The organism is Pseudomonas parafulva, assembly GCF_002021815.1.
Classification (GTDB): domain Bacteria; phylum Pseudomonadota; class Gammaproteobacteria; order Pseudomonadales; family Pseudomonadaceae; genus Aquipseudomonas; species Aquipseudomonas parafulva_B.
Genome location: NZ_CP019952.1, coordinates 552,419 through 577,842 on the forward strand (window position 1 = coordinate 552,419; position 25,424 = coordinate 577,842).

Below are 25,424 nucleotides of genomic sequence, written 5' to 3' on the forward strand. Positions count from 1 at the left end.
ACCTGTTTCTGCTTCACCAGACGTACCTCATCACCTGCACCGTGGGGCGAACGTGCCCCGGGAGGTGTCACGCCCCAATCATCGCACGCCTGTCAATTCCCACGAATCCAGTCGGATTTGGTTAAAATTTGTGCTATTCTCCGCGCCCGCGATTTCCCTGCACACCAGAGCCGGTCACTGATATGCAAGCAGCCAAACCACTTTACGATTATCCCAAGTACTGGGCCGAATGCTTCGGGCCAGCACCTTTCCTGCCGATGAGCAGGGAGGAGATGGATCTGCTCGGTTGGGATTCCTGCGACATCATCATCGTGACTGGCGACGCCTACGTCGACCATCCGTCGTTCGGCATGGCCATCATCGGCCGGTTGCTGGAGGCCCAGGGTTTTCGCGTAGGCATCATTGCCCAGCCGAACTGGCAGTCCAAAGACGACTTCATGAAGCTTGGCGAGCCCAACCTGTTCTTCGGTGTGGCTGCCGGCAACATGGACTCGATGATCAACCGCTACACCGCCGACAAGAAAATCCGTTCCGACGACGCCTACACCCCGGGCGGCCTGGCGGGCAGCCGGCCTGACCGTGCCAGCCTGGTGTACAGCCAGCGTTGCAAGGAAGCCTACAAGCACGTGCCCATCGTGCTGGGCGGCATCGAGGCCTCCTTGCGCCGCATCGCGCACTACGATTATTGGCAGGACAAGGTGCGCCACTCGATCCTGATCGACGCCAGCGCCGACATCCTGCTGTTCGGCAATGCCGAGCGTGCCGTGGTCGAGGTGGCACAACGGCTGTCCAACGGCGAGAAGATCGAGTCGATCACCGATGTGCGTGGCACGGCCTTCGTGCGGCGCGACACCCCGGACGGCTGGTTCGAAATCGACTCCACCCGTATCGATCGTCCGGGGCGTGTCGACAAGATCATCAACCCGTACGTCAACACCCAGGACACCCAGGCCTGCGCCATCGAACAAGCCAAGGGCGACCAGGAAGACCCGAACGAAGCCAAGGTGGTGCAGATACTGGACAGCCCGCGCGTGACGCGCGAGAAGTCGGTAATTCGCCTGCCATCGTTCGAAAAGGTGCGTAACGACCCGGTCCTGTATGCGCATGCCAACCGTGTGCTGCACCTGGAGACCAACCCAGGCAACGCCCGCGCCCTGGTGCAGAAACATGGCGAAGTGGACGTGTGGTTCAACCCACCGCCCATTCCCATGAGCACCGAGGAAATGGACTACGTGTTCGGCATGCCCTATGCGCGCGTGCCGCACCCTGCCTATGGCAAGGAGCGCATCCCGGCCTACGAGATGATCCGCTTCTCGGTCAACATCATGCGCGGCTGCTTTGGCGGTTGTACGTTCTGCTCGATCACCGAGCACGAAGGGCGCATCATCCAGAACCGTTCGCACGAATCGATCCTCAACGAGATCGAGGAGATGCGCGACAAGGTGCCAGGCTTCACTGGCGTGGTGTCGGACCTCGGCGGCCCTACCGCCAACATGTACCGTATCGCCTGCAAGAGCCCGGAAATCGAGAAGCACTGCCGCAAGCCCTCGTGCGTGTTCCCCGGTATCTGCGAGAACCTGAACACCGACCACAGTTCGTTGATCGAGCTGTATCGCAAGGCCCGTGCGCTGCCAGGCGTGAAGAAAATCCTCATCGCCTCGGGCCTGCGCTACGACCTGGCGGTGGAATCGCCGGAGTACGTCAAGGAGCTGGTGACCCACCACGTGGGTGGCTACCTCAAGATTGCCCCGGAGCACACCGAGCGTGGCCCGCTGGACAAGATGATGAAGCCGGGCATTGGCAGCTATGACCGCTTCAAGCGCATGTTCGAGAAGTTCTCCAAGGAGGCGGGCAAGGAGCAGTACCTGATCCCGTACTTCATCGCGGCGCACCCCGGCACCACCGACGAAGACATGATGAACCTGGCCTTGTGGCTCAAGGGCAACGGTTTCCGTGCCGACCAGGTGCAGGCGTTCTACCCCTCGCCGATGGCGTCTGCCACAGCCATGTATCACTCGGGCAAGAACCCGCTGCGCAAGGTGACCTACAAGAGCGAGGGCGTGGATATCGTCAAGAGCGACGAGCAGCGTCGCTTGCACAAGGCGTTTCTGCGTTACCACGACCCCAAGGGCTGGCCGATGCTGCGCGAGGCGCTGCAGCGCATGGGGCGTGCCGACCTGATCGGGCCAGGCAAGCATCAGCTGATCCCGTTGCACCAGCCGCAATCCGATACCTACCAGAGCGCCCGACGCAAGAACTCGACGCCTGCCGGTAGCCACAAGGTGGGCAAGGACCAAAAGATCCTGACCCAGCACACCGGCCTGCCGCCGCGTGCCAGCGATGGCAGCAAGCCATGGGACAAGCGTGAGAAGGCCAAGGCGGAGGCGTTCGCCCGCAACCAGCAGGCGGCCAAGGAGCGCAAGGAGTCGGCCAAGGGTGGCAAAGGTGGGAAGAAGCCGCGCCAGCCAGTCATCCCACGCTAAACCCCGGGCCGCCTGGCGGCCCCTTCCTCAGCAACAAAGGGTTACTCGATCACTGCACAACGGCATCACTCGGGGCGCGAGAACTCGCAGATCGCGCCTGTGGCAGCGTGGGCATAGGCAGCGAGCAGGCTGTTCAAGAAACTGGACATGGGCATTTGGTACTGCTCCTAAATGAGAGGTTGTCCCATCGTCTATTAAAAGGGCATGATGTGCCCTTAGATTGGTTGTATACAATCCATTGAACAATTCAACTGACTGCCCATTGACATCCCCTTGACGCACGTCACCCAGGGGCTGGACGGTTTCAGGCAGTCTCGCTGTTGATAAAACCCTGCCAAGGAGATTCACGATGTTTGCGAAAGCTGTAGCGGTATCCCTGCTGACCCTCGCCAGCGCCTCTGTCTTCGCAGCCGAGTGTTCGGTAACTGTCGATTCGACTGACCAGATGTCCTTCAACACCAAGGAAATCACGGTCGACAAGAGCTGCAAAGAATTCACCGTCAAACTGACTCACTCCGGCAACCTGCCGAAGAACGTCATGGGCCATAACCTGGTCATCAGCAAGACGGCCGACATGCAGGGCATCGCCACCGAAGGCATGAGTCAGGGTCTGGAAAAGGACTACATCAAGGCCGACAACGCCGCCATCATCGCCCACACCAAGATGATCGGCGCGCCAGAGAAGGAAACTGAAGTGACGTTCGACACCGCCAAGCTCGAAGCCGGCGGTGACTACAGCTTCTTCTGCACCTTCCCAGGTCACATCGCGATGATGAAAGGCAAAGTTGTGGTCAAGTGATGTCACCACGCGGTAGAACACGAATTGGGGCCGCAACGCGGCCCCAATTGCGTATTCAAGGGGCGAACGGCAGTTCGCGCTTGTGCTGGGTCTTGCGGTAGTTGGCAACGATGACATCGAACGCAGCTTGATCGATTTCCTGGCCATGCAGGAATGCGTCGATTTGCTGGTAGGTAACCCCGTGGGCCGCTTCGTCTGGCTTGCCCGGGTCGAGGTCTTCGAGGTCGGCGGTAGGCACTTTCTCCACCAGTGACTCCGGCGCCCCGAAATGGCGCGCGATGGCGCGTACCTGATGCTTGACCAGGCCACTGAGCGGCGCCAGGTCGCAGGCGCCGTCGCCGAACTTGGTATAAAAGCCCATGACCGCCTCGGCTGCGTGGTCGGTCCCGATCACCAGGCCTGCGCGCGCGCCTGCGATGGTGTACTGGGCAACCATGCGCATCCTGGCCTTGATGTTACCCACCACGAAATCCACGAGCGTAGGCGAGCCGTTTTTCAACGCCTGCGTTTCGCCTGCCAGTGCCTTGACGGCCGGGGCAATGTCGATGGTATGCGTCTCGTCCGGCTTGATGACGTCCAGGCACGCCTGTGCATCATGCTCATCGTGCTGGACATGATAGGGCAGGCGCACGGCGATGAAGGTATAGCCCTTGTCACCGGTTTCATCACGCAACTCATTGATGGCGCGCTGGGCGAGCAGGGCTGCGGTCAGCGAATCGACGCCGCCGCTGATGCCCAGTACCAAGGTCTTGAGCCTTGCATTGGCCAGGCAGTCCTTGATGAACGCTACCCGCCGGGTCACTTCGGCCTCGAGGGCGGCAGCGTCGGCGAACGGCGGTTGTACCTTGAGTGCCTGGGCAATCTCTTGCTGAACCGCTTGCATGGGGTTACTCCTTGCTGGGGACTTTGAAAACGTGACGTAGGTAGGTGACGAAGTTCTCGTCACGACACTGGGTCTTGGCCGCTTCGTCTGAAATCTTGGCCACCGGTGCGCCGTTGCAATCGGTCATCTTAAGCACGATGCTCATCGGCGTTACGCCCGGAATGTCGCAGGTCAGGTTGGTGCCGATACCGAAGCTTACGTTGATGCGACCGCGCAGGGCACGGAAGATTTCCAGCGCCCGGGGCAGGTTCAGCCCATCAGAGAACACCAGCGTCTTGGTCATCGGATCGATGCCCAGGTGCTGGTAGTGAGCAATGGCTTTCTCGGCCCAGAGCACAGGGTCACCGGAGTCGTGGCGCAGCCCATCGAAGAGCTTGGCGAAGTACAGGTCGAAATCGCCCAGGAAGGCGTCCATGGTCACGCAGTCGGTCAAGGCGATGCCCAGCAACCCCCGGTACTCACGCACCCAGCAATCGAGTGCGGCGATCTGGCTGTCGATCAACCGCGGGCCCAACTGTTGATGGGCCATGATCCATTCATGAGCCATGGTGCCCAGCGGCTTGATGTCGAGTTTCCAGGCCAGGTCCACATTGCTGGTGCCGACGAAGCGGGCCGGGAAGTCATCGCGCAACACGCGCACCACGTCTTCCTGCACACGGCTGGAGAAACGCCGGCGGGTACCAAAGTCAGCGACCTGCATTTCGGCCAGTTCATCGGTGCTGGCGTTGGCGCGCAGCCAATCGAATTTACGGTAAAGCTGATCACGGGCATCGGCCAGGCGCATGTGCGGGTGCAGCGAACGGTTGCGCACCTCGCTGACGATCGCCAGCAGCGGCACCTCGAACAGGATCACATGTAGCCAGGGCCCTTTGAGGCGCAGCACCAGCTGACCGCCGTCGATACCCAGGTGCACGTAACGCAGGTTGAAGCGGAACAACCTCAGAAAGCGCAGGAAATCAGGCTTGAGAAAGCTGATGCGCTCCAGGAAGGCAAGTTGGCCGTTATCCAGCGTCAGTTCGGCAAGCTGCTCGAGTTGCTGGCGAATGTCGTGCAGGTAGGGGCGCAGGTCCTCGCCATTGCGGCAGCGAAATTCCCATTCGACATCGGCGTCAGGGTAGTTGTGGAGCACGCCCTGCATCATGGTGAGCTTGTAGAAATCGGTGTCGAGCAGGTTATGCACGATGCGCTCGGCGAATGCGCTCTCGCTCATCAAGGTGGCTCCAGAAACGGCAATAGGCGGTCATTGTGCCAGTCTTTGCCAAGCCGATGTGATTGCGACGCCGATGAAGAGGTAAGGCAGCGTGAAACCCTTCAGAAGAATCTGACTACGGTGTCGTACCTGCCAAACCAGGCGGCGTTACATCACGTGCCGAGTGTAGTTAAGGTGCGGGCTGTAGCAGTCATGCACCAGCTGTGTGCAGTTCGGTGACGTTAATTGTTACAGGTCGGTTGCCCATCGGCCCGTGCACCAGTTGCAACGCCCTGCCGTTACGGTTGCCCTGCGCCGCGATAATCGGTGTCACCTGAGGTGGAATAGACGGTTGCACGCTCAATAAAGAAACGGCCAACGCCGGCCCGCCACCCTACGCACGATGGTGTTTGGAGATGATGCGAATCTAATGGCACGGCCCTTGCTCAGAGCACAGGGCTGAGTCGTTGTAGTGCCAATCAAAAAAACTCTAGGAGCACCACCTCATGTCGCAGACGTTTTACAGGAAAGGTTTCCTCGCCCTGGCCGTTGCCACGGCCATGGGTGTTTCTTCGTATGTACAGGCCGACGTCAAGATCGGTGTTGCAGGCCCGATGACCGGTGCCAACGCAGCGTTTGGCGAGCAATACATGAAAGGTGCGCAGGCAGCGGCCGACAAGATCAACGCAGCCGGAGGAGTCAATGGCGAGAAGATCGTGCTGGTCAAAGGCGACGACGCGTGCGAACCCAAGCAGGCCGTGTCTGTAGCGAACCGGCTGGTGGATCAGGACAAGGTCATTGGCGTGGTAGGGCATTTCTGCTCCTCCAATACCATCCCGGCATCCGAGGTGTACGACGAAGCAGGCGTCATTGCCATCACGCCCGGCTCGACCAACCCGCAGGTCACCGAGCGCGGGCTGTCGGCCATGTTCCGCATGTGTGGGCGTGACGACCAGCAGGGCGTCGTCGCCGGCAACTATATCGTCGATGTACTCAAGGGCCAGAAAGTAGCGGTGTTGCACGACAAGGACACCTACGGCCAGGGGCTGGCCGACGCGACCAAGGCACAGCTGGAAAAACGCGGCGTCAAGCCTGTGCTGTACGAGGGCCTGACCCGCGGCGAGAAAGACTTCAGCGCCATTGTGACCAAGATCCGCTCCACCGGCGCCGACGTGGTCTATTTCGGTGGCCTGCACCCTGAGGCCGGCCCCCTGGTACGCCAGCTGCGCGAGCAAGGGCTCAAGGACGTGAGGTTCATGTCCGATGACGGCATCGTCACCGACGAACTGGTGTCCACGGCAGGCGGGGCGCAGTACGTCGATGGCGTCTACATGACCTTCGGCGCCGACCCGCGTCAACTGCCCGACAGCAAGGCGGTGGTCGAGGAATTCCGTAAAGGCGGCACCGAGCCTGAAGGCTACACCCTCTACGCCTACGCCTCTTTGCAGGCACTGGCTGCCGCGTTCAACGGCGCCAAGTCCAACAAGGGCGAAGAAGCGGCCAAGTGGTTGAAGGCCAATCCTGTGCAGACGGTGATGGGCGAGAAGAAGTGGGACAGCAAGGGTGACCTGACGGTGTCGGACTATGTGGTCTACCAGTGGGACAAGGACGGCAAGTACCACCAGCTGGAAAAACAACAATAACAACGGCTCCAGGGCCCTGGGGCGCGAGCCCTAGTGCCCGGCCCTGCGGTACCCGTCTTTATCCGAAGATCAGCACAGTGCTGCAGCGCCATGGCTGCCTGGTACCGAGCCCTGCGTGGGCAGCACCGGTGCGATCTCGATCAGGTGAGATTGCGTTATGGATGGTATTTTCCTGCAGCAACTGGTCAACGGCCTGACCCTCGGGTCGGTCTACGGCCTGATCGCCATCGGCTACACAATGGTCTATGGCATCATCGGCATGATCAACTTCGCGCACGGCGAGGTGTACATGATTTCCGCCTACCTGGCGGCGATCAGCCTGGCATTGCTGGCCTATTTCGGCGTCGAGTCCTTCCCTCTGCTGATGTTGGGCACCTTGTTGTTCACCATCGTGGTGACCGGGGTATACGGCTTCACCATCGAGCGCATCGCTTACAAACCCTTGCGCAACTCCACCCGCCTGGCGCCGCTCATCAGTGCCATCGGCATTTCCCTGATCCTGCAGAACTACGCGCAAATCAGCCAAGGTGCGCGGCAACAGGGGGTACCAACCCTGCTTGAAGGCGCCTGGCGCGTCGAGGTGGGCAGCGGCTTCGTGCAACTGACCTACACCAAGATCTTCATTCTGGTGGCGGCCTTCGTTGGCATGGGCCTGCTGACCTATGTGATCAAGTACACCAAGCTGGGGCGCATGTGCCGGGCCACTCAGCAGGACCGCAAGATGGCGTCGATCCTGGGCATCAACACCGACCGGGTGATTTCCTACGTGTTCGTCATCGGTGCCGTGATGGCGGCGCTGGCCGGCGTACTGATCACCATGAACTATGGCACCTTCGATTTCTATGCCGGTTTCATCATCGGCATCAAGGCCTTCACTGCCGCAGTGCTCGGCGGTATTGGCTCGCTGCCTGGCGCTATGCTTGGCGGCATCATCCTGGGCATCTCCGAATCGCTGTTCTCCGGGCTGATCAACTCGGACTACAAGGACGTATTCAGTTTCTCGCTGCTGGTGCTGATCCTTATCTTCCGCCCCCAAGGCCTGCTGGGTCGCCCACTCGTGGCTAAGGTGTGACCATGTCCATTGCCAAATCCGTATCCGTTCCCCAAAAGACAGGCTTCGATCTCAAGCGCAGCGTAGTGGAAACCCTGGTGGCAGGGCTGCTGGCGCTCATCGTGTTCGGCCCGGTCGTCGGTGTGGTGCTCGACGGCTACAGCTTCAACGCCGAACCGCGGCGTGTGGCGTGGCTGGTCGGCGGTGTGATGCTTGGGCGCTTCCTGCTCAGCCTCTACCTGCAAACCGCTGCCGGCCGGCGCATGCTGCAAGGCTTCGACAATGGCGGCTCGGGCGTGCATGTGAACCCGCCAGATTACAAGTCGCGGCTGCGCTACATCATTCCTGCGCTCATCGTGATCGCCATCATCTTCCCGATCTTTGCCAACAAGTACTTGCTGACGGTGGTGATCCTTGGGCTGATTTACGTGCTGCTGGGTCTTGGCCTGAATATCGTGGTTGGCCTGGCCGGGCTGCTGGACCTGGGCTATGTCGCGTTCTATGCCATCGGTGCCTATGGCCTGGCGCTGGGCTACCAGTACCTGGGGCTTGGCTTCTGGAGCGTGCTGCCCTTGGCGGCCATTGCCGCGGCCCTGGCCGGGTGCATCCTGGGCTTTCCGGTGTTGCGCATGCACGGCGATTACCTGGCCATCGTTACCTTGGGCTTTGGCGAAATCATTCGCCTGGTGCTCAACAACTGGCTGTCGTTCACTGGCGGCCCCAACGGCATGCCGGCCCCGGCGCCGACGTTCCTCGGCCTGGAGTTCGGGCGGCGGGCCAAGGACGGGGGCGTGCCTATCCACGAGTTCATGGGTATCGATTACAACCCCAACCTCAAGTTCGTGTTCATCTACGCGGTACTGTTCCTGGTGGTGCTGGCCGTGCTGTACATCAAGCACCGGCTGACGCGCATGCCGGTAGGTCGCGCCTGGGAGGCCCTGCGCGAAGACGAGATTGCCTGCCGTTCCATGGGGCTCAACCATGTGCTGGTCAAGCTCTCGGCGTTCACCCTGGGCGCCTCGACGGCGGGGCTGGCGGGGGTGTTTTTCGCCACCTACCAAGGCTTCGTCAACCCGTCCTCGTTCACCTTCTTCGAGTCAGCGCTGATCCTGGCCATCGTGGTACTGGGCGGCATGGGTTCGACCGTCGGCGTGGTGATTGCCGCGTTCGTGCTCACTGTTGCGCCAGAACTGCTGCGCAGCTTCTCCGAGTACCGGGTGCTGCTGTTTGGCGTGCTAATGGTGCTGATGATGATCTGGCGACCGCGCGGGCTGATCCGCATCAGCCGGTCCGGTGTGACCCCGCGTAAAGGAGTGGCGCCATGAGCGACGACATCATTCTCTCGGTAGACCACCTGATGATGCAGTTCGGTGGCATCAAGGCGCTCAGCGATGTGAGCCTGAAAGTCAGGCGCAACCAAATCTTCGCCCTGATCGGCCCCAACGGCGCAGGCAAGACCACGGTGTTCAACTGCCTGACCGGCTTCTACAAGCCCAGCGGCGGGCGGATCGAGCTCAACGCGCGGGGTAGCCATACCAACGTCATCCAATTGCTGGGCGAACGCTTCCAGGCGGCGGACTTCGTCTCGCCATCACGGTTCGCCAGCCGGCTGTACTACAAGATGTTTGGCGGCACCCACCTGGTCAACCGGGCCGGCCTGGCCCGGACGTTCCAGAACATCCGATTGTTCAAGGAAATGTCCGTCGTCGAGAACCTGCTGGTGGCCCAGCACATGTGGGTCAACCGCAACCTGTTGGCTGGCGTGCTCAACACCAAGGGGTATCGCAAGGCCGAGAGCGACGCGCTTGACCATGCGTTCTATTGGCTGGAGGTGGTGGACCTGGTCGACTGCGCCAACCGCTTGGCCGGCGAACTGTCCTACGGCCAGCAGCGACGCCTGGAAATCGCCCGTGCCATGTGCACCCGCCCGAAGGTGATCTGCCTGGACGAACCTGCCGCGGGCCTGAACCCTCAGGAAACCGAAGCGTTGAGCCGCATGGTGCGGGTCCTGCGTGACGAGCATGACATCACCGTGGTGCTGATCGAGCATGACATGGGCATGGTCATGAGCATTTCCGACCACATCGTCGTACTGGACCACGGCAACGTGATCGCCGAGGGCGCGCCCCAGGATATCCGCAACAACCCGACAGTGATCGCTGCCTATCTGGGTGCCGACGAAGAGGAGCTGATATGACTGCACCCATTCTGGAATTGAAGGACCTGGATGTATTCTACGGCCCCATCCAGGCCCTGAAGCAGGTGTCCATGCACATCGACGAAGGTGAGACGGTCAGCCTGATCGGTGCCAACGGGGCGGGCAAGTCCACCTTGTTGATGTCCATTTTCGGGCAACCTCGCGCCGCTTCCGGTCAGATCCTCTACCGGGGCACCGACATCACCCGCAAGTCCTCGCACTACATCGCCGCCAATGGCATCGCTCAATCGCCGGAAGGGCGGCGGGTGTTCCCGGACATGAGTGTCGAAGAAAACCTGATGATGGGCACCATCCCCATCGGCGACAAGCATGCTGACGAGGACATGCAGCGGATGTATGCATTGTTTCCACGCCTCAAGGAGCGACGCAACCAGCGCGCCATGACCATGTCGGGGGGTGAGCAGCAGATGCTGGCCATCGCCCGCGCCCTGATGAGCCGGCCTCGACTGCTGCTTCTGGATGAGCCTTCGCTCGGGCTGGCGCCCATCGTCGTCAAGCAGATTTTCGCCACCCTGCGCGAGCTGGCCAAGACGGGCATGACCATCTTCCTGGTCGAGCAGAACGCCAACCATGCGTTGAAGCTGTCCGACCGGGCTTACGTGATGGTCAACGGGCAGATACGCATGACGGGTACGGGCCAGGAGTTGTTGGTCAATGAAGAGGTGCGCAGTGCTTATCTGGGCGGGCACTGAGCCCTGATGGTCGTCCAGCCTTGAGCCAATCGGGGCTGGTCAGCGCTCGAAAGCATCTTCCTGCACGTCTCAACAGGCCAGTCCTCATGTGGACAACTGCCATGACCTCGGGCTTATGCACAGGCGCGAGGCGACAGGCCGCCCTCGGTTACCCACAACTTGATTTAGTCCACCATTCGTGTGGAGGTGCCTGTGGAAAACATGGTGGCATCTTTCTGCAGGCCATTGAATCAAAGGCTTTCATAGATTTGATCATTTTTTGACCATGGGCGTGCTGGGTGGTGCTATGCCTATCTGACTAGTACTTTTTAAGTGTGATGTCATAAGGTCAGATGTCTGTGGATAAAATTGTGGAAAAGCATTGGACAGACGTCTGGAAGCAGCATGTGGCCAAGGATCTGGCCCTAGTGAAAAAGTCAGACGAGACCGTGGTTCGCTGAAAGGGTTCCGCCGGGTGCGGCAGTTGCCCCCAATTGGCGGGGAAAGGCTTGTGGATAAGGTGCGCATAGGTGGCTGCAGCCCAGTGCATACGCGGCCTTCAGCGGTGTGGTCAAAAAACGATCAGTGCGTATGGCGACTTGCCCGGCGCATCGAGCACGGGCATGCTTCGGGTTAACCCAGGATCTCTTACGTGAGGAACACTGCATGACTTCGACCGTCTTCATCACAGGCGCCACGTCCGGCTTTGGCGAGGCCACTGCCCGCCGGTTTGCCGAGGCGGGCTGGAAGCTGGTGCTCACTGGGCGCCGCAAGGACCGCCTGGATGCCTTGTGTGCCGAATTGTCAGCGCAAACCGAAGTCCATGGCCTGGTGCTGGATGTGCGTGATCGCCAGGCGATGGAACAGGCCATCGCCAACTTGCCAGCGGGTTTCGACACGCTTCGCGGGCTGGTCAACAACGCCGGGTTGGCGCTGGGGGTGGACGCGGCACAGAATTGCAGCCTCGACGACTGGGAAACCATGGTCGACACCAACATCAAGGGGCTGATCTACACCACGCGCTTGCTGCTGCCGCGCTTGATTGCCCACGGGCGGGGGGCGTCCATCCTGAACGTGGGGTCGGTGGCGGGTAATTATCCCTATCCGGGCAGCAACGTCTATGGCGGTACCAAGGCGTTTGTCGGCCAGTTCTCGTTGAGCTTGCGGTGCGACTTGCGCGGCACTGGCGTGCGGGTGAGCAACATCGAGCCTGGCTTGTGCGAGAGCGAGTTCTCGTTGGTGCGTTTTGGCGGTGACCAGGCCAAGTACGATGCTACCTACGCGGGTGCCGAGCCGATTCAGCCACAGGACATTGCCGAGACCATCTTCTGGATCCTCAACCAGCCGGCGCATATCAACATCAACAGCCTGGAACTGATGCCGGTAAGCCAGGACTGGGCTGGGTTCTCCATTGATCGCTCGGCGAAGGGGTAATTTGGTGTCTTTCTCGGTGGGAATGATCTCGTCAACTGGCGAGTTCCCCGCGCAACCCTGCCGTATTCGGACGTGCTGTTCGCGAACCTGAATGGCCGTCGTCGTTGTCGTTGCCGTTGCCGTTGCTTTTGCTTCTAAGCGCGCGGTAGTTCAGGCGCCTCAGATCGCGACTTCAGGAGGCCGAGCGCAGGGCTTGCGGAGGGAGGTGACGGGCATGGATGCCCGTCAAGCGCTGGGCCCCAGGATGGGGCCTGCAGCGCGGTCCTCCCGGGAGCGAGCCCGGAGCGAGGGGACCCCGAAGCGCAGCGCAGGGGCCGGATGACAGGAGCAAGCGGTTTTTGCTCACTTTTTGACAAGACAAAAAGTGAGCCGCCGTAAGGGCGGAAAGGTGACTGTGCGCCACCCGCGCCAATGAATACCAACTTGCTGTGCGCGCCCACGCTTTCAAGTTTCAAGTTTCAAGTTTCAAGTTTCAAGTTTCAAGTTTCAAGTTTCAAGTTTCAAGTTTCAAGTTTCAAGTTTCAAGTTTGGATTGCTTTGGCGTGGGTATTGAAAGAGAGCATAGTCCATTTGCGATGGCGACGCTTATTCACCTTTTCGCCATTACGGCGAGTCACTTTTTGTCAAACGCGACAAAAAGTAACCAAAAAACGCTGCGCTCCATTCATACGGCCCCTACGCTGCGCTTCGGGGTTCCCTCACTCCGGTCTTGCTCCCGGGAGGACCGCGCTGCAGGCCCCATCCTGGGGCCCAGCGCTTGACAGGCATCCATGCCTGTCACCTCCCTCCGCAAGCCCTGCGTTCGGCCTTCTGAAGTCGCGAAGATCAAAAGCAAGATCAAAAGCCACAGCCACAGCCACAGCAACAGTGTCTATAGTAGGAGTGATAACTTCTAAACTTGCCGCGATATATATCCCGTGTAGGAGCGGCTTTGTGCCGCGATGGGCCGCGCAGCGGCCCCAGTCATAGCGATATTGCTCAAGTTTTGGGGCCGCTGCGCGGCCCATCGCGGCACAAGGCCGCTCCCACACGGTAATTGAGTCGTCTTCAAAGAATGTACAGGCGTAACAAGGATTTTGTATTTACATATGCTGTTGCTGTTACAAGAGTAGTAGCAATGTGAATATAACTACGCCAGTAAATCAGGCACTCGATACTGTAGCAGTCCTGACAACGCTCGCCATTGAACGTATTTCAATGGCGCAAGCTTCTCAGCGCGCTGGACGGCTCCAGAATCTAGGCCTAACCACGCATTACGGTAACAACGCTAGCAGCGTCCGCCTTCACCCACCCAATCGCTTCAACCCTTCCAGACAGGTAGCCAGATGATAAGGCGTAGTCGACGGCATATCATGCCGGCTGACATCGCCCTGCCCATCCCGGCACTCATACCATCCCGCCTGCCGCAAGAACCGCCCCTGCAGGGCCTGCAACAGCTGGGGCAGCTTCACGTCTGCGTCAGGGCGCAATGCCAAGGCCCTGGCGTATTCGGCCTGTGCCCAGATACGCTGGGTCGCATCCAGCACGTGCCCTTGCACATCCAGCATCGCCAGTACCGCCATGTTTTTCACGCCATGGCGCTCGGCAAAGGCGAACCCCCGCTCAATGGAAGCATGCAACGCCGTCCCACGCAGCAGCGGCGAGGTGTGCAGCAAATAGAACCACTCGAACTGATGACCCGGCTCGAACCAGTTATCCACAGTGCCCCTGGGCTTTTCCAGCATCAGGCCGTGGGCAGGCTCGATGAAGTGGGCCTGCATCGCGGTGCATAACTGCAAAAGTGACTGCTGCACAGCCTGGTCATCACGCACGGCCAACACCTGCAGGAAGGCTTCCGCCAAATGCATCTGCGGGTTCTGCAGCGCGCCACTGCCCAGGTTGCCCCAGTCTTCACCCAGGCTGGCCTCGTACAAGCCATCATCCCGGGCAAAGCGATGCTCGATGACGTCCAGCGCAGCAGCCAGGGCGGAGACCACCAGGTTGTCGCGGACCTGGCCCCAATAGTGCGCGCAGGCGAAGACGATGAACGCGTGGGTATAGAGGTCCTTGCGCCGGTCCAGCGGCTTGCCCTGGGCGTCGATGCTGTAGAACCAGCCACCGTGCTCGGGGTCATGGAAGTGCTTTTGCAAGGAGCGGAACAATGCCGCGGCGCGTTCGGCCGCACCCGGTTGATCGATGCGGCTGCTGAACAGGTACAACTGGCGTGCGCACGCCATGGCCCGATAGCGCTGCACAGGCAGCGGCTGATGTTCGGCGTCGAGCGCTTCGTAGGGCAGTGCCAGTTCGGTGTTCCAGCCTGGCCCCTGCCATAGGGGCACGATGCACGTGGCAAAGTGCTGATTGAAGCGGGTCAGTTCGGGCAGGGTGGGGCGGGGGTTGGACATCTTGGCGCTCGTCGCTGTCGGGCAGGGCGCCATGGTAGCAGAAGTCGGGTTTGCCGAGCCCGTCAGCCCGGGTTGCCAAGGCCTTGCCAATGCCGCGCACCGACGAAGATGAAGCGCAGTTGCTGGGTGATCTTTTCCTGAGGGGTCAACGCCTGGGGTTCACCCCTTTCTGGCCTGTCGATCAATTCGGGCAAGGTGGCGAACACGGTCTTGACCACCAGGTCCGCCATGACGGTAAGCGCAGCATTGTCCAGGTGCTGCCAACGCTGCATCCGGCCCAGGTCGGTGGCCAGGTCAGCGGTGATGTTTTCACGCAGTTGGGCGATGGCCTGGCGCACGGGCTGCGACCCTCCGTACTGCTCACGCGCCAGGAACAGAAACTGGGCACGGTGGGCAGCGACCACGTCGAGGAATATACGGACCGACGCATCCGTGATACCGCCCAGCTCGAACTCGTTGTGTCGCACCAGCCGGATGGTCTGGCGGAAGGTATCGTCCACCTCGCTGACCAGTGCCAGGCCCAGTGCATCCATGTCCGGGAAATGTCGGTAGAAGCCGGTGGGCACGATGCCGGCCGCCTTGGCCACTTCGCGCAGGCTGATGCTGCCAAAACCGCGACCACTCTCCATGAGCAGGCAGGCGGCGTCGAGCAGGGCCTGGCGGGTCTGTAGCTTCTGTTCGGCACGCGGCAACATGATGCAGGTTTCTATAGAGGGTGGCTGGGCACTCTAGTTAAAAAAACGAAGCCCGGTCAATGGACCGGGCTCGAAGGGGTAGGTCAGGCAGACGACAGCGCGGTGCGTCTTGCATAAGGTCAGCTCACCCGTGCCGTTTGCGACAAGCGATCTGCACCGCCTTCGGCAACACGGCCGCTGCGCTCGATCAGGCGATCGGAGCCACCTTCGGCAACACGGGCGCTACGCTCGATCAGGCGATCGGAGCCGCCTTCGGCAACACGGGCGCTACGCTCGATCAACCGGTCTGAACCGCCTTCGGCAAGTGTTTCAAGCGGTTGGATGTTTTGAACAGCGCTCGAACGTGATTCGGCGGTCAGGTGCTGCTCGGCACCTGGCAGGGCGAACGCATTGGCTGCAAGCAGGGAAAGGGTGAGGGTCAACAGGTGGCGTTTCATGATTCAGTGCTCCTCTGCGGGGCTGGAAAGTGGGTGTGTAGCCAATGCTACGCCGCGCACCGGCACAGAGAAGTTCATCCGGGTAATGGTAAAAATCGACCTCATTGATATCAGCCGCCAAAGGCTCTATTCAGAGCCCTGGCAGGGTCGCAGGTGGCTTGATGGCATGGGTGCGCACGGGATGCACCAAGCGAACCGGACGCGCCAGGCGCACCCAGGCACGGGAAATTCTTGGCTATCCTCCCCCTGAGATAAAACCCTCACGCCTTTCATCAGTCCCAGATACATGACCCCTCACCGCTACGCTTGTTTTCGCCTTGCCGCATGGAGACTCACGCAATGACGCGCCCCGCCAGAATCATCCTCTGGACCCTGACCACACTGCTGACCGTGCTGGCAATCCTGGTCGTGGTGATTGCCACCTTCGACTGGAACCGCGTCAAGCCCCTGCTCAACGAAAAGGTGTCCGAGGCCTTGCATCGGCCCTTCGCCATCAATGGCAACCTTGCAGTGCACTGGCGCACCGAGCCTGAAGAAGGCAGTTGGCGGGCGTGGATACCCTGGCCGCATTTCACGGCTGAAGATCTTACCCTGGGCAACCCGGACTGGCTCAAAGAGCCGCAGATGGTTGCACTGGAGCGCGTGGAGTTTCGCCTGTCGCCGCTGCCGCTGTTGTTCCACCAGGTCAGCATCCCGCGTATCAACCTGACCAAGCCGACTGCCAGCCTGACGCGCCTGGCGGACGGCCGGGCCAACTGGAATTTCGACTTCGGCCCGAAGGACGAGAACGAAGAACCGTCCAAATGGCAGATGGACATCGGCGCGATCGGTTTCGACCAAGGCAATGTCAGCTTTGACGACCAGACGCTCAAGGCTCGCATGAAGGTCCAGATCGATCCTCTGGGCAAGCCCATTGCATTCAGCGACATCGTGGGCAAGGCCACGGCCGAGAAGTCGGCGCCTGCACAGGACTATGCGTTCGGCCTCAAGGCGCAGGGACGCTACAAGGATCAGCCCGTGTCCGGCACCGGCAAGATTGGCGGCCTGCTGGCACTCAAAGCGTCCGATCAACCCTTCCCGCTGCAAGCGGATGTGCGCATCGCCGATACCCATGTGGTATTGGCTGGTACCCTGACCGACCCGCTCAACCTGGGTGCGCTCGATCTGCGGCTGCGCCTGTCAGGCGCCAGCCTTGGCAATCTGTTCCCGTTGACCGGCGTGACATTGCCTGACACTCCAGCGTATTCCACCGATGGTCACCTCAACGCCAACCTGCACGCCGAGCAAGGCGCTACCTTCGAATACCAAGGGTTCAATGGCAAGATCGGTGACAGCGACATTCACGGTGACCTGGCGTATGTCGCCAGCAAGCCTCGGCCCAAGCTCACGGGCAAGCTCGTTTCCAACCAGCTCCTGTTCAAGGACTTGGCACCGCTGATCGGCGCTGACTCCAATGCCGAGCAAAAAGCCCGTGGTGGTGCCAGCAAGCAGCCGTCCGACAAGGTCTTGCCGGTCGAGGAATTCCGTACCGATCGCTGGCGTGCCATGGATGCCGATGTCACCTTCACCGGCAAGCGCATCGTGCACAGCGAGCAGCTTCCTTTCAACGACCTGTCGGCCCACGTGATCCTGGAAGACGGCCTGCTGCGCCTGGAGCCGTTGAGGTTCGGCGTAGCGGGCGGCAACCTGGCATCACGCATTCGTCTGGACGGCCGCAACGTTCCGTTGCAGGGGCGTGCACGGCTTACTGCGAGGGGGTTCAAGCTCAAGCAACTGTTCCCTACCTTCGCACCGATGCAAAGCAGCTTTGGCGAGCTCAATGGGGATGCCGACATCGCCGGTCGCGGCAACTCCGTGGCAGCACTGCTCGGTAGCGCCAATGGCGATCTGCGCATGCTGGTCAACGATGGCGCGATCAGCCGCAGCCTCATGGAAATCGCAGGTTTGAACGTGGGCAACTACATCGTCGACAAACTCTTCGGTGATGAGGACGTGAAGATCAACTGCGCCGCAGCCGATGTCGGTATCAAGAATGGCCTTGCCAGTACGCGCCTGTTCATTTTCGACACCGAGAACGCGATCATCTATATCAACGGCACCGCCAACTTCGCCAACGAGCGCCTGGACCTGAAGATCACGCCGGAATCCAAGGGGTTGAGGCTGTTCTCCCTGCGCTCGCCGCTGTATGTGCGGGGGGCTTTCGCCAAACCTAGCGCCGGGGTACAGGCCGTACCGCTGGCACTGCGCGGCGCCGGTATGGTTGCCCTTGGGGTGGTCGCGGGGCCTGCGGCCGGTCTCTTGGCGCTGATCGCACCCAGCAGTGGGGATGATCCCAACCAGTGCACACCCTTGTTGCAGCAGATGAAGGAAGGTAAGGCGCCGGCGGCCGTCAAAAGCCGCAAGTGATGGCGGGGCATGGGCCTGCGAGCTGAACCTTGGAGCGGCTGCGCAGCCCATCGCGGCACTAGAGCGCTCCTACCTAGAAATCGGTTAGCCTTCGGGGCGGCCTTGAGCATTTGCTTCTGCAAAGTCCAGGCCCCGCTATCTCAGCCAATACAGAACCAAGGTAGGAGCGGCCTGGTGCCGCGATGGGCCGCAGCGCGGCCCCGGCATTATGCGCTGCGAAGCTAAGATCCTGGGGCTACTGCGCAGGCAATTGCAGCCAGTCCAACGCTCCGGCGGAGCCGGTCGTGGGCTTGAGTAATCCAGAGTCAAATGAAAGATCGCCAGTGCTTCACGATCTCCGAGGTGGAAGGGTCCGGTCAGGGCACCGGACTGGCCGCAATGGGCTGCGAAGCAGCCCTGCGTGAACAGCGTGACCGCATCAGCGGCCTTGTCGGTTGCTACTGGTCTTACAGCCCATCGAGCAGGTCGGACATGTCGTCGGCGTGCTCTTCTTCCTGCGCCAGAATGTCTTCGAAAATGCGGCGGGTGGTCGGGTCCTTGTCGCCGATGTACTGGATGATCTCGCGGTAGCTGTCGATGGCGATACGCTCGGCCACCAGGTCTTCCAGGACCATTTCCTTGAGGGTTGCACCTGCCACGTACTGGGCGTGGGAGTTCTTGCTCAGGTTATCCGGGTTGAAGTCTGGCTCACCGCCCAGCTGCACGATACGCTCGGCCAGCTTGTCGGCGTGTTCGGATTCCTGGTTGGCATGCTCCAGGAATTCTTCGGCAGCCACGCTGGCCTTGACGCCAGAAGCCATGAAGTAGTGACGCTTGTAGCGCAGGGTGCAGACCAGTTCGGTGGCCAGCGAATCGTTGAGCAGCTTGATGATGCGCTCGCGATCGGCATTGTAGCCTTCGGTCACGGCACCGTTTTCCACATGTTCGCGCGCACGCTGGCGCAAGGTCTGAATGTCGGTCATTTCAGTCGTGTTCATGTTTCATCTCCAAAAAGCATCAGGTAGTCGTAGTCAGGTAGCGGAAGCCTTACGCGCCTTTGACGGCCTCGCGGTCTTCTTCACGTTGTTTGCAGGTCTTGAAACCCTTGGCATCCACATGGCCGGTGGCATCGAAGCGCACGTAGTACGGCTGCTGCTTGCCGTCGCGGTTGAGGATGTAGTCATTGCAGGTACCGCCATTGGGCAGATCGATGACGTTGGACGGGCTGCCGCCGATGGCGATGACGCGCTGCATGGTCATGCCATTTTCGACCTGCTTGACCAGGGGCTCGTTGCGGTAGGTCACATAGTCCACCGGGTTTTCCGGGCGGCTGCCGCATGCCGTCAGGGTGGCGCTGGCCAGAAGGATTGCCAGAGTCTGCTTGAACATCGTCCCGCTCCTTGCACAAAAGGGTATGTGCAGGTTTTGAACCTCACGCAGCGCCAGGAGTTCGATCGAGGTAGCCAATTGCCTGCGTGCAAAAAGGTTGTCGTGCACTTGATGACGAAATGGGCCTCGCGTCAGCGCTTGTCTACACTGCAAATGTCACCGTGCGTTGGGCGCGGGCTCAGGAGAACACGACATGAAACGGCTGCACATTCCGTTAGTGATGGTTGCGCTGTTGTTCAGCGCCCAAGGTTTCGCGGCAAATACCACCCAGCAGGAAAAGATGAAAACGTGCAATGCAGATGCCACGGCGCAATCGCTCAAGGGCGACGCCCGCAAGGCCTTCATGAGTACGTGCCTGAAGAAACAGGTGCCACAGACCCAGCAGGAGAAGATGAAGGCGTGCAATGCCGACGCCACCGCCAAGGTGCTCAAGGGTGATGAGCGCAAGGCCTTCATGAGTGAGTGCCTGAAGAAGAAATGATCGGTGCCTATGCCTGCAGGCATAACGCTGGCAGACTGCGGATCTTCTTCGTTGGCTGCCGCTGAGGCTGTATGACCTTCACCCCCCGCCAAGTCACCCTGGCCAGTTTGATTATCGTGTTCGCAGGCTTGCTGTTGGCGTTGCCGTTGAAGCTGCTGCCCAGTCTGCTGGCAGGCCTGCTGGTGTTCGAACTGGTCAACATGCTCACGCCGCGCCTGCAGCCATTGATTGCCGGGCAGCGTGCGCGCTGGCTGGCAGTGGCGCTGCTGGGCACATTGGTGGTGATCAGCCTGGCGCTGCTGATCGCCGGGGCGTTCAGCTTCTTGTTGCATGAAGCGGAAAATCCTGGCGCTTCGCTGGACAAGTTCATGGCGTTGGTTGAGCGAGCGCGCGGGCAGTTGCCGCCGTTCATCGAGGGCTATTTGCCGGCCAGTGCTGCTGAGTTCAAGGTGGCGATCGGCGACTGGATCAAGAGCCATCTCAGTGATTTGCAACTGGTGGGCAAGGGCATGGCCCACATGTTCGTGACCTTGCTGATCGGCATGATCCTGGGGGCTATCGTCGCCCTGCAGCGCATACCCGACATCTCCCGGCGCAAACCTCTGGCAGCCGCCCTGTTCGAGCGCCTGAGCCTGCTGGTACAGGCGTTTCGCAACATCGTTTTCGCCCAGATCAAGATTTCCCTGCTCAACACCGCCTTCACTGGCATCTTTCTGGCCGTGGTGTTGCCGTTGTTCGGCGTGCACCTGCCGCTGACCAAGACCTTGATCGTGCTGACGTTCCTGTTGGGTCTGCTACCGGTCATCGGCAACCTCATGTCCAACACCCTGATCACCATCGTCGGGTTGTCATTGTCGGTGTGGGTGGCGGCGGCGGCGTTGGTCTACCTGATCGTGATCCACAAGGTGGAGTACTTCCTCAACGCCAAGATCGTCGGTGGGCAGATCAGGGCCAAGGCCTGGGAACTGCTGTTGGCCATGCTGGTGTTCGAAGCGGCGTTCGGCCTGCCGGGGGTGGTGGCAGGGCCGGTCTATTACGCTTATCTCAAGAGCGAGCTGCGCAGGATGGAGCTGGTTTGAAGGCGGCCACGGCGGGCCTGCTCAGGACATAACAAGGCCGGCGCAGGCTTGGTCAGGCGGTTACAGCCAGCGCTACCGTCAACGAGGGGCGACACAGGCGCCCCTTACCCCGTCGTTTCGTCACGCGCCATAACGCTTGCGTGCCTCAATGGCCAGCCCACTGCCGATGCTGCCAAAGATATTGCCTTCCACGTGACGGGCATTGGGCAACATCGCCGCCACACTGTTGCGCAGGGCTGGAATGCCGCTGGAGCCGCCCGTGAAGAAGACCGTGTTGACCTGGCCCTGGCTGACCCCGGCCTTGGCCAGCAAGTCCGTGACACTGGCCCGCACCCGTTCCAACAGGCTTTCGATGGCCGTCTCGAACAGGTTGCGAGACAGGTCCACGCCAAGGCCTGGTTCGATGCGGCCGAGGTCGACGTGACGACTCGGCTGCTCGGTCAATTCGATCTTGCTGGCTTCCACTTCCATGGCCAGCCAATGCCCGGCGCGCTCCTCGATGAGTTTGAACAGCCGATCAACGCCAAGGGTGTCCTCGATGTCGTAGCGCATGTTGCCCAGCGCCAACTGCGACTTCTGTGAGTACAGCGCGTTGATCGTATGCCAGGTGGCCAGGTTGAGGTGATAGCTGGTTGGCATCAAGGCACCGCTTTTCATGCGGCTGCCATAACCGAACAGCGGCATCACCCCTTGCAGGCTCAGCTGCTTGTCGAAGTCCGTGCCGCCGATGTGTACGCCACCGGTTGCGAGGATGTCGCTCTGGCGCTCGGCCACCGCGTGCCGCTCCGGCGACAGGCGAATGAGGGTGAAGTCGGACGTACCGCCGCCGATGTCGACGATCAGCACCAGTTCTTCACGGCTGATGCCCGACTCGTAGTCGAACGCCGCGGCGATGGGCTCGTACTGGAACGATACGTCCTTGAAGCCGATCTTGCGTGCCACCTCGGCCAGCGTGTCCTCGGCTTCCTGGTCGGCTGCCGGGTCCTCGTCGACGAAGAATACCGGGCGGCCAAGTACCACCTGATCGAACTCACGCCCGGCCTCAGCCTGCGCGCGGTTTTTCAGCTCACCGATGAACATCCCCAGCAGGTCCTTGAACGGCAGTGCGCTGCCCAGCACGCTGGTGTCGTGCTTGATCAGCTTGGACCCGAGCAGGCTCTTGAGCGAGCGCATCAAGCGCCCCTCATAACCTTCGAGGTACTCGTGCAGGGCCAGGCGGCCATAGACAGGGCGGCGCTCTTCGATGTTGAAGAACACCACCGAGGGCAAGGTGATCTTGCCGTCTTCCAGGGCAATCAGCGATTCCATGCCCGGACGGTGCCAGCCAACCGTCGAGTTGGAGGTGCCAAAGTCGATGCCAAGGGCGCGGGCCGGGGATACGTCGGACATGGGGAAAAGGCTTCCGGAGGCAAAACGGCCGCGCAGTGTATGCCAGCTGGCGACAGAATCAAGACCGGTCGTCTGCCATGGAGCAACCCCAAGCGGGCCTTGAAAGGCTATGCTTGATCCCTATCTTCTCCAGCAACACGCACATTCACACTGGTGATCCCTAGATGGACTTCAAAGACTACTACAAGATACTTGGCGTAGAGCCCACGGCGGACGACAAGGCGATCAAGGCCGCGTACCGCAAGCTGGCCCGCAAGTATCACCCTGATGTCAGCAAAGAGCGCGACGCCGAAGACAAATTCAAGGAAGCCAACGAGGCCTACGAAGTGCTGGGCGACGCGCAGAAACGCGCCGAATTCGATGAAATCCGCAAGTACGGCGGCCAGCATGGCAGGCCGTTCCAGGCACCGCCGGGCTGGGAAAGCCGAGGTGGGGCCGGGGGTGGTTTCGAGAGTGGCGATTTTTCGGACTTTTTCAGCTCGATGTTCGGCGGTCGTGGAGGCAACCCGTTCGGGGGTGCCCGTCAACAACAGCGCAGTGCCGGCAGGCGAGGGCAGGACGTGGAGCTTGAACTGGCGGTATTTCTGGAAGAAACCCTGAGCAAAGAGTCCAAGCAGATCAGCTTCCAGGTACCGCAAACCAATGCCATGGGCCAGCGCACCGGGTTCACCACCAAGACCCTGAACGTGAAGATCCCGGCCGGCGTGACCGATGGCGAGCGCATTCGCCTCAAGGGCCAGGGTGCCCCGGGGGTCGGTGGCGGTGCCAATGGCGATTTGTTCCTGACCATCCGCATGGCCCCGCACCCGCTGTTCGACGTCGAAGGGCACGACCTGATCATCACCGTGCCGCTGGCACCCTGGGAAGCGGCCCTGGGCACCAAGGTGGCGGTACCTACGCTCGAAGGCAGGATCAACCTGACCATCCGCCCCGACAGCCAGAGCGGGCAGCGCCTGCGGGTGCCAGGCAAGGGCCTGGCCGACAAGCAGGGCCAGCGCGGCAACCTCTATGCACAGCTCAAGGTCGTCATGCCGACCACCTCTGACGAATCTACCCGAGAACTGTGGGCCAAGCTTTCCGAGAAGGCCGCGTTCGACCCGAGGGCACAATGGAGTAAGTGATCATGAGCAGCACCCTGATCGTTCAACTGGACATGCATACCTTGTGTCAGGAAGCCGACCTCACGGCGGACTGTGTGATCGAGATCGTCGAGCACGGCATTGTGGAGCCAACCGGGCGCAGGCCTGAAGACTGGCTGTTCGACGATCAGGCACCGCTGCTGGCAAGGCGCGCGGCCAAGCTGCACCAGGAGCTGGAACTGGAATGGGAAGGCGTGGCGCTGGCCCTGGAATTGCTCCAGGAGGTGCAGCAGCTACGCAACGAGAACAGCATGCTGCGCCAGCGCCTGGGCAGGTTCACGCAGATGTGAGTGTCATCAGGCGCGGGCAAGGCTGGAACGCTGGCCAGTGCAGCCTTGTGTCACCCGGCAAGGCTGCGTGAGGACTGCCTGGGCCCGGTGTCATGGCTGGTCTGGATCGGCCCCTGGGCTCAGCACCCGCTGCATGAAGGTCAGGTCCAGCCAGCGCCCGAATTTCACGCCCACCTGCGCCATCTGCCCGGTAACCACGAAACCCAGGCGCTCGTGCAGGTGCACAGACGCTGCGTTGCCGCTTTCGATGGCCGCGACCATGACGTGCTTGCCGCAGCCTTGGGCGCGCTCGATCAACGCAATCATCAGCGCCGGCCCAAGCCCTTTGCCGCGCTGATCGCTGCGCACATATACCGAATGCTCGACCGTGTGGCGAAACCCCTCGAACGGGCGCCAGTCCCCGAAGGAGGCGTAGCCCAGCACGTCGGCGCCGTCCACGGCCACCAGTATCGGGTAACCCTGTTGCGCACGGGTGTCGAACCAAGCCTGGCGGTTGGCCAGGTCCACCGGTGTCTCGTTCCAGATGGCCGTGGTGTTGCGCACGGCATCGTTGTAGATGTCGAGGATGGCCGGTAGGTCGTCAGGCAGGGCGTCGCGGATTTCGTGACTCATGGCAGCGTCTCGCTAGGTCGAAGCGTGCAGGTTAAATGGTTACCAGCCCGCGTACACCTTCGGCCTGCATGTTTTCGCCCCGGCCACGCTGCACGATCTGGCCACGGGCCATGACCAGGTAGTGATCAGCCAAAGCCTCGGCAAAATCGTAGAACTGCTCGACCAGCAGGATGGCCATGTCGCCGCGCTGCGCCAGCCGCTGGATGACCGCGCCTATTTCCTTGATCACCGAAGGCTGGATACCCTCGGTGGGCTCATCGAGAATCAGCAGGCGCGGACGACTGGCCAATGCCCGGCCGATGGCCAGCTGCTGTTGCTGCCCCCCGGACAAATCCCCGCCACGGCGTTGCTTCATCTGCTCAAGCACAGGGAACAACTCGTAGATGAAGGCAGGCACTTCACGCGCCTCGCGCCCCGGAAAGCGTGACAGGCCCATCAGCAGGTTTTCCTCGACGCTCAAGCGCGGGAAAATTTCTCGGCCCTGTGGCACGTACGCAATGCCGGCCTGCACCCGGTGGTGCGGCTTGAGTGCGGTGATGGGCTTGCCTTCCCATTCCACGCTGCCTTCGCGCACGGGCACCAGGCCCATCAGGCAACGCAGCAACGTGGTCTTGCCCACGCCGTTGCGGCCCAGCAGGCAGGTGACCTCGCCCAGCCTGGCTTCGAAGGAAAGGCCGCGCAGAATATGGCTGCCGCCGTAGTACTGGTGCAGCGTATCGATCTTGAGCATGCAAGGCTCCTGAAGTAACGGGTTGGGCGTCCCCGGCAGCTCA

23 protein-coding genes are annotated in these 25,424 nt (G+C 61.0%); 13 read left to right on the forward strand and 10 right to left on the reverse strand.

What is annotated here, in order from left to right; translation table 11 throughout:
• Positions 1–182 precede the first annotated feature (182 nt).
• Both B2J77_RS02370 and azu read left to right on the forward strand, forming a co-directional pair.
• Positions 183–2,483 (forward strand): YgiQ family radical SAM protein, encoded by a 2,301-nt coding sequence (locus B2J77_RS02370; protein ID WP_078477912.1) that lies wholly within the window; start codon positions 183–185, stop codon positions 2,481–2,483.
• 349 nt (positions 2,484–2,832) lie between these two features.
• Positions 2,833–3,282: an azurin gene (gene azu / locus B2J77_RS02375; protein ID WP_058637996.1), complete on the forward strand. Its 450-nt coding sequence runs from the start codon at positions 2,833–2,835 to the stop codon at positions 3,280–3,282.
• Between the two features lie 55 nt (positions 3,283–3,337).
• On the opposite strand, the gene nadE is transcribed toward azu, so the two are convergent.
• Positions 3,338–4,165: an ammonia-dependent NAD(+) synthetase gene (nadE, locus tag B2J77_RS02380; RefSeq protein WP_058637997.1), complete on the reverse strand. Its 828-nt coding sequence runs from the start codon at positions 4,163–4,165 to the stop codon at positions 3,338–3,340.
• 4 nt (positions 4,166–4,169) lie between these two features.
• Positions 4,170–5,375, reverse strand: coding sequence for a nicotinate phosphoribosyltransferase (gene pncB / locus B2J77_RS02385; RefSeq protein WP_078477913.1), 1,206 nt, complete (start codon positions 5,373–5,375; stop codon positions 4,170–4,172).
• Positions 5,376–5,860: 485 nt separating this feature from the next.
• Between pncB and B2J77_RS02390 the strand changes: the two genes are divergently transcribed.
• The 6 genes from B2J77_RS02390 to B2J77_RS02415 all read left to right on the forward strand — a co-directional run bounded on the left by B2J77_RS02390 (position 5,861) and on the right by B2J77_RS02415 (position 12,371).
• Positions 5,861–6,997, forward strand: coding sequence for a branched-chain amino acid ABC transporter substrate-binding protein (locus tag B2J77_RS02390; protein WP_078477914.1), 1,137 nt, complete (start codon positions 5,861–5,863; stop codon positions 6,995–6,997).
• A 157-nt stretch (positions 6,998–7,154) separates the two neighbouring features.
• Entirely contained in the window at positions 7,155–8,069 is a 915-nt protein-coding gene (locus B2J77_RS02395; protein WP_023533025.1) for an ABC transporter permease subunit, read from the forward strand.
• Positions 8,070–8,071: 2 nt separating this feature from the next.
• On the forward strand, positions 8,072–9,373 hold the full coding sequence (livM, locus tag B2J77_RS02400) for a high-affinity branched-chain amino acid ABC transporter permease LivM (protein ID WP_078477915.1): 1,302 nt from the start codon (positions 8,072–8,074) through the stop codon (positions 9,371–9,373).
• Positions 9,370–10,245, forward strand: coding sequence for an ABC transporter ATP-binding protein (locus B2J77_RS02405; RefSeq protein WP_023532980.1), 876 nt, complete (start codon positions 9,370–9,372; stop codon positions 10,243–10,245). The genes livM and B2J77_RS02405 overlap by 4 nt, the downstream gene beginning before the upstream one ends.
• Positions 10,242–10,958 carry an ABC transporter ATP-binding protein gene (locus tag B2J77_RS02410; RefSeq protein WP_058638001.1) on the forward strand — a complete coding sequence of 239 codons (717 nt, stop codon included), beginning with the start codon at positions 10,242–10,244 and terminating at the stop codon, positions 10,956–10,958. The genes B2J77_RS02405 and B2J77_RS02410 overlap by 4 nt, the downstream gene beginning before the upstream one ends.
• Positions 10,959–11,603: 645 nt before the next feature.
• Complete coding sequence (locus B2J77_RS02415) at positions 11,604–12,371, forward strand: SDR family oxidoreductase (RefSeq protein WP_058638002.1); 768 nt, start codon at positions 11,604–11,606, stop codon at positions 12,369–12,371.
• A gap of 1,283 nt (positions 12,372–13,654) precedes the next feature.
• On the opposite strand, the gene B2J77_RS02420 is transcribed toward B2J77_RS02415, so the two are convergent.
• The 3 genes from B2J77_RS02420 to B2J77_RS02430 form a co-directional block, all read right to left on the reverse strand.
• Complete coding sequence (locus B2J77_RS02420; protein WP_078477916.1) at positions 13,655–14,755, reverse strand: AGE family epimerase/isomerase; 1,101 nt, start codon at positions 14,753–14,755, stop codon at positions 13,655–13,657.
• Between the two features lie 62 nt (positions 14,756–14,817).
• Positions 14,818–15,450 (reverse strand): TetR family transcriptional regulator, encoded by a 633-nt coding sequence (locus B2J77_RS02425; protein ID WP_058638241.1) that lies wholly within the window; start codon positions 15,448–15,450, stop codon positions 14,818–14,820.
• Positions 15,451–15,569: 119 nt separating this feature from the next.
• The gene (locus B2J77_RS02430) at positions 15,570–15,887 is read right to left on the reverse strand and encodes a hypothetical protein (RefSeq protein ID WP_058638240.1); all 318 of its coding nucleotides are present in this window, start codon (positions 15,885–15,887) and stop codon (positions 15,570–15,572) included.
• Positions 15,888–16,226: 339 nt separating this feature from the next.
• On the opposite strand from B2J77_RS02430, the gene B2J77_RS02440 reads away from it, so the two are divergent.
• A complete protein-coding gene (locus B2J77_RS02440; protein WP_078477918.1) occupies positions 16,227–18,293 on the forward strand; it encodes an AsmA family protein in 2,067 nt (688 codons plus the stop codon).
• A 446-nt stretch (positions 18,294–18,739) separates the two neighbouring features.
• Here B2J77_RS02440 and B2J77_RS02445 read toward each other — a convergent pair whose 3' ends face one another.
• A complete protein-coding gene (locus B2J77_RS02445) occupies positions 18,740–19,270 on the reverse strand; it encodes a ferritin-like domain-containing protein (RefSeq protein ID WP_023534650.1) in 531 nt (176 codons plus the stop codon).
• Positions 19,271–19,319: 49 nt separating this feature from the next.
• A complete protein-coding gene (osmE, locus tag B2J77_RS02450; protein WP_058638237.1) occupies positions 19,320–19,661 on the reverse strand; it encodes an osmotically-inducible lipoprotein OsmE in 342 nt (113 codons plus the stop codon).
• Between the two features lie 193 nt (positions 19,662–19,854).
• Here osmE and B2J77_RS02455 point away from each other — a divergent pair, with 193 nt between their 5' ends.
• Both B2J77_RS02455 and B2J77_RS02460 read left to right on the forward strand, forming a co-directional pair.
• Positions 19,855–20,142 (forward strand): PsiF family protein, encoded by a 288-nt coding sequence (locus B2J77_RS02455; RefSeq protein WP_058638236.1) that lies wholly within the window; start codon positions 19,855–19,857, stop codon positions 20,140–20,142.
• Between the two features lie 71 nt (positions 20,143–20,213).
• A complete protein-coding gene (locus B2J77_RS02460; RefSeq protein WP_023534518.1) occupies positions 20,214–21,221 on the forward strand; it encodes an AI-2E family transporter in 1,008 nt (335 codons plus the stop codon).
• Between the two features lie 120 nt (positions 21,222–21,341).
• Here the strand turns inward: B2J77_RS02460 and B2J77_RS02465 are convergent, their stop codons facing one another.
• A complete protein-coding gene (locus B2J77_RS02465; protein ID WP_058638235.1) occupies positions 21,342–22,610 on the reverse strand; it encodes an Hsp70 family protein in 1,269 nt (422 codons plus the stop codon).
• A gap of 164 nt (positions 22,611–22,774) precedes the next feature.
• On the opposite strand from B2J77_RS02465, the gene cbpA reads away from it, so the two are divergent.
• Positions 22,775–23,731, forward strand: a complete 957-nt coding sequence (gene cbpA, locus B2J77_RS02470) for a curved DNA-binding protein (RefSeq protein ID WP_027915300.1) — start codon at positions 22,775–22,777, stop codon at positions 23,729–23,731.
• A gap of 2 nt (positions 23,732–23,733) precedes the next feature.
• On the forward strand, positions 23,734–24,039 hold the full coding sequence (locus B2J77_RS02475) for a chaperone modulator CbpM (RefSeq protein ID WP_023534557.1): 306 nt from the start codon (positions 23,734–23,736) through the stop codon (positions 24,037–24,039).
• A gap of 90 nt (positions 24,040–24,129) precedes the next feature.
• Here the strand turns inward: B2J77_RS02475 and B2J77_RS02480 are convergent, their stop codons facing one another.
• Together B2J77_RS02480 and urtE are read right to left on the reverse strand one after the other, a co-directional pair.
• Complete coding sequence (locus B2J77_RS02480) at positions 24,130–24,651, reverse strand: GNAT family N-acetyltransferase (protein ID WP_078477919.1); 522 nt, start codon at positions 24,649–24,651, stop codon at positions 24,130–24,132.
• A gap of 31 nt (positions 24,652–24,682) precedes the next feature.
• On the reverse strand, positions 24,683–25,381 hold the full coding sequence (gene urtE / locus B2J77_RS02485) for an urea ABC transporter ATP-binding subunit UrtE (RefSeq protein WP_027915298.1): 699 nt from the start codon (positions 25,379–25,381) through the stop codon (positions 24,683–24,685).
• Positions 25,382–25,424: the final 43 nt, after the last annotated feature.

Coding starts and splice junctions, on each gene's coding strand:
- cbpA (WP_027915300.1), top strand. CDS start 22,775: ATGGACTTCAAAGACTACTACAAGATACTTGGCGTAGAGCCCACGGCG.
- B2J77_RS02455 (WP_058638236.1), top strand. CDS start 19,855: ATGAAACGGCTGCACATTCCGTTAGTGATGGTTGCGCTGTTGTTCAGC.
- B2J77_RS02395 (WP_023533025.1), top strand. CDS start 7,155: ATGGATGGTATTTTCCTGCAGCAACTGGTCAACGGCCTGACCCTCGGG.
- livM (WP_078477915.1), top strand. CDS start 8,072: ATGTCCATTGCCAAATCCGTATCCGTTCCCCAAAAGACAGGCTTCGAT.
- B2J77_RS02465 (WP_058638235.1), bottom strand. CDS start 22,610: ATGTCCGACGTATCCCCGGCCCGCGCCCTTGGCATCGACTTTGGCACC.
- pncB (WP_078477913.1), bottom strand. CDS start 5,375: ATGAGCGAGAGCGCATTCGCCGAGCGCATCGTGCATAACCTGCTCGAC.
- B2J77_RS02390 (WP_078477914.1), top strand. CDS start 5,861: ATGTCGCAGACGTTTTACAGGAAAGGTTTCCTCGCCCTGGCCGTTGCC.
- B2J77_RS02415 (WP_058638002.1), top strand. CDS start 11,604: ATGACTTCGACCGTCTTCATCACAGGCGCCACGTCCGGCTTTGGCGAG.
- B2J77_RS02440 (WP_078477918.1), top strand. CDS start 16,227: ATGACGCGCCCCGCCAGAATCATCCTCTGGACCCTGACCACACTGCTG.
- B2J77_RS02480 (WP_078477919.1), bottom strand. CDS start 24,651: ATGAGTCACGAAATCCGCGACGCCCTGCCTGACGACCTACCGGCCATC.
- urtE (WP_027915298.1), bottom strand. CDS start 25,381: ATGCTCAAGATCGATACGCTGCACCAGTACTACGGCGGCAGCCATATT.
- B2J77_RS02475 (WP_023534557.1), top strand. CDS start 23,734: ATGAGCAGCACCCTGATCGTTCAACTGGACATGCATACCTTGTGTCAG.
- azu (WP_058637996.1), top strand. CDS start 2,833: ATGTTTGCGAAAGCTGTAGCGGTATCCCTGCTGACCCTCGCCAGCGCC.
- nadE (WP_058637997.1), bottom strand. CDS start 4,165: ATGCAAGCGGTTCAGCAAGAGATTGCCCAGGCACTCAAGGTACAACCG.
- B2J77_RS02420 (WP_078477916.1), bottom strand. CDS start 14,755: ATGTCCAACCCCCGCCCCACCCTGCCCGAACTGACCCGCTTCAATCAG.
- B2J77_RS02430 (WP_058638240.1), bottom strand. CDS start 15,887: ATGAAACGCCACCTGTTGACCCTCACCCTTTCCCTGCTTGCAGCCAAT.
- B2J77_RS02405 (WP_023532980.1), top strand. CDS start 9,370: ATGAGCGACGACATCATTCTCTCGGTAGACCACCTGATGATGCAGTTC.
- B2J77_RS02410 (WP_058638001.1), top strand. CDS start 10,242: ATGACTGCACCCATTCTGGAATTGAAGGACCTGGATGTATTCTACGGC.
- B2J77_RS02460 (WP_023534518.1), top strand. CDS start 20,214: ATGACCTTCACCCCCCGCCAAGTCACCCTGGCCAGTTTGATTATCGTG.
- osmE (WP_058638237.1), bottom strand. CDS start 19,661: ATGTTCAAGCAGACTCTGGCAATCCTTCTGGCCAGCGCCACCCTGACG.
- B2J77_RS02425 (WP_058638241.1), bottom strand. CDS start 15,450: ATGTTGCCGCGTGCCGAACAGAAGCTACAGACCCGCCAGGCCCTGCTC.
- B2J77_RS02370 (WP_078477912.1), top strand. CDS start 183: ATGCAAGCAGCCAAACCACTTTACGATTATCCCAAGTACTGGGCCGAA.
- B2J77_RS02445 (WP_023534650.1), bottom strand. CDS start 19,270: ATGAACACGACTGAAATGACCGACATTCAGACCTTGCGCCAGCGTGCG.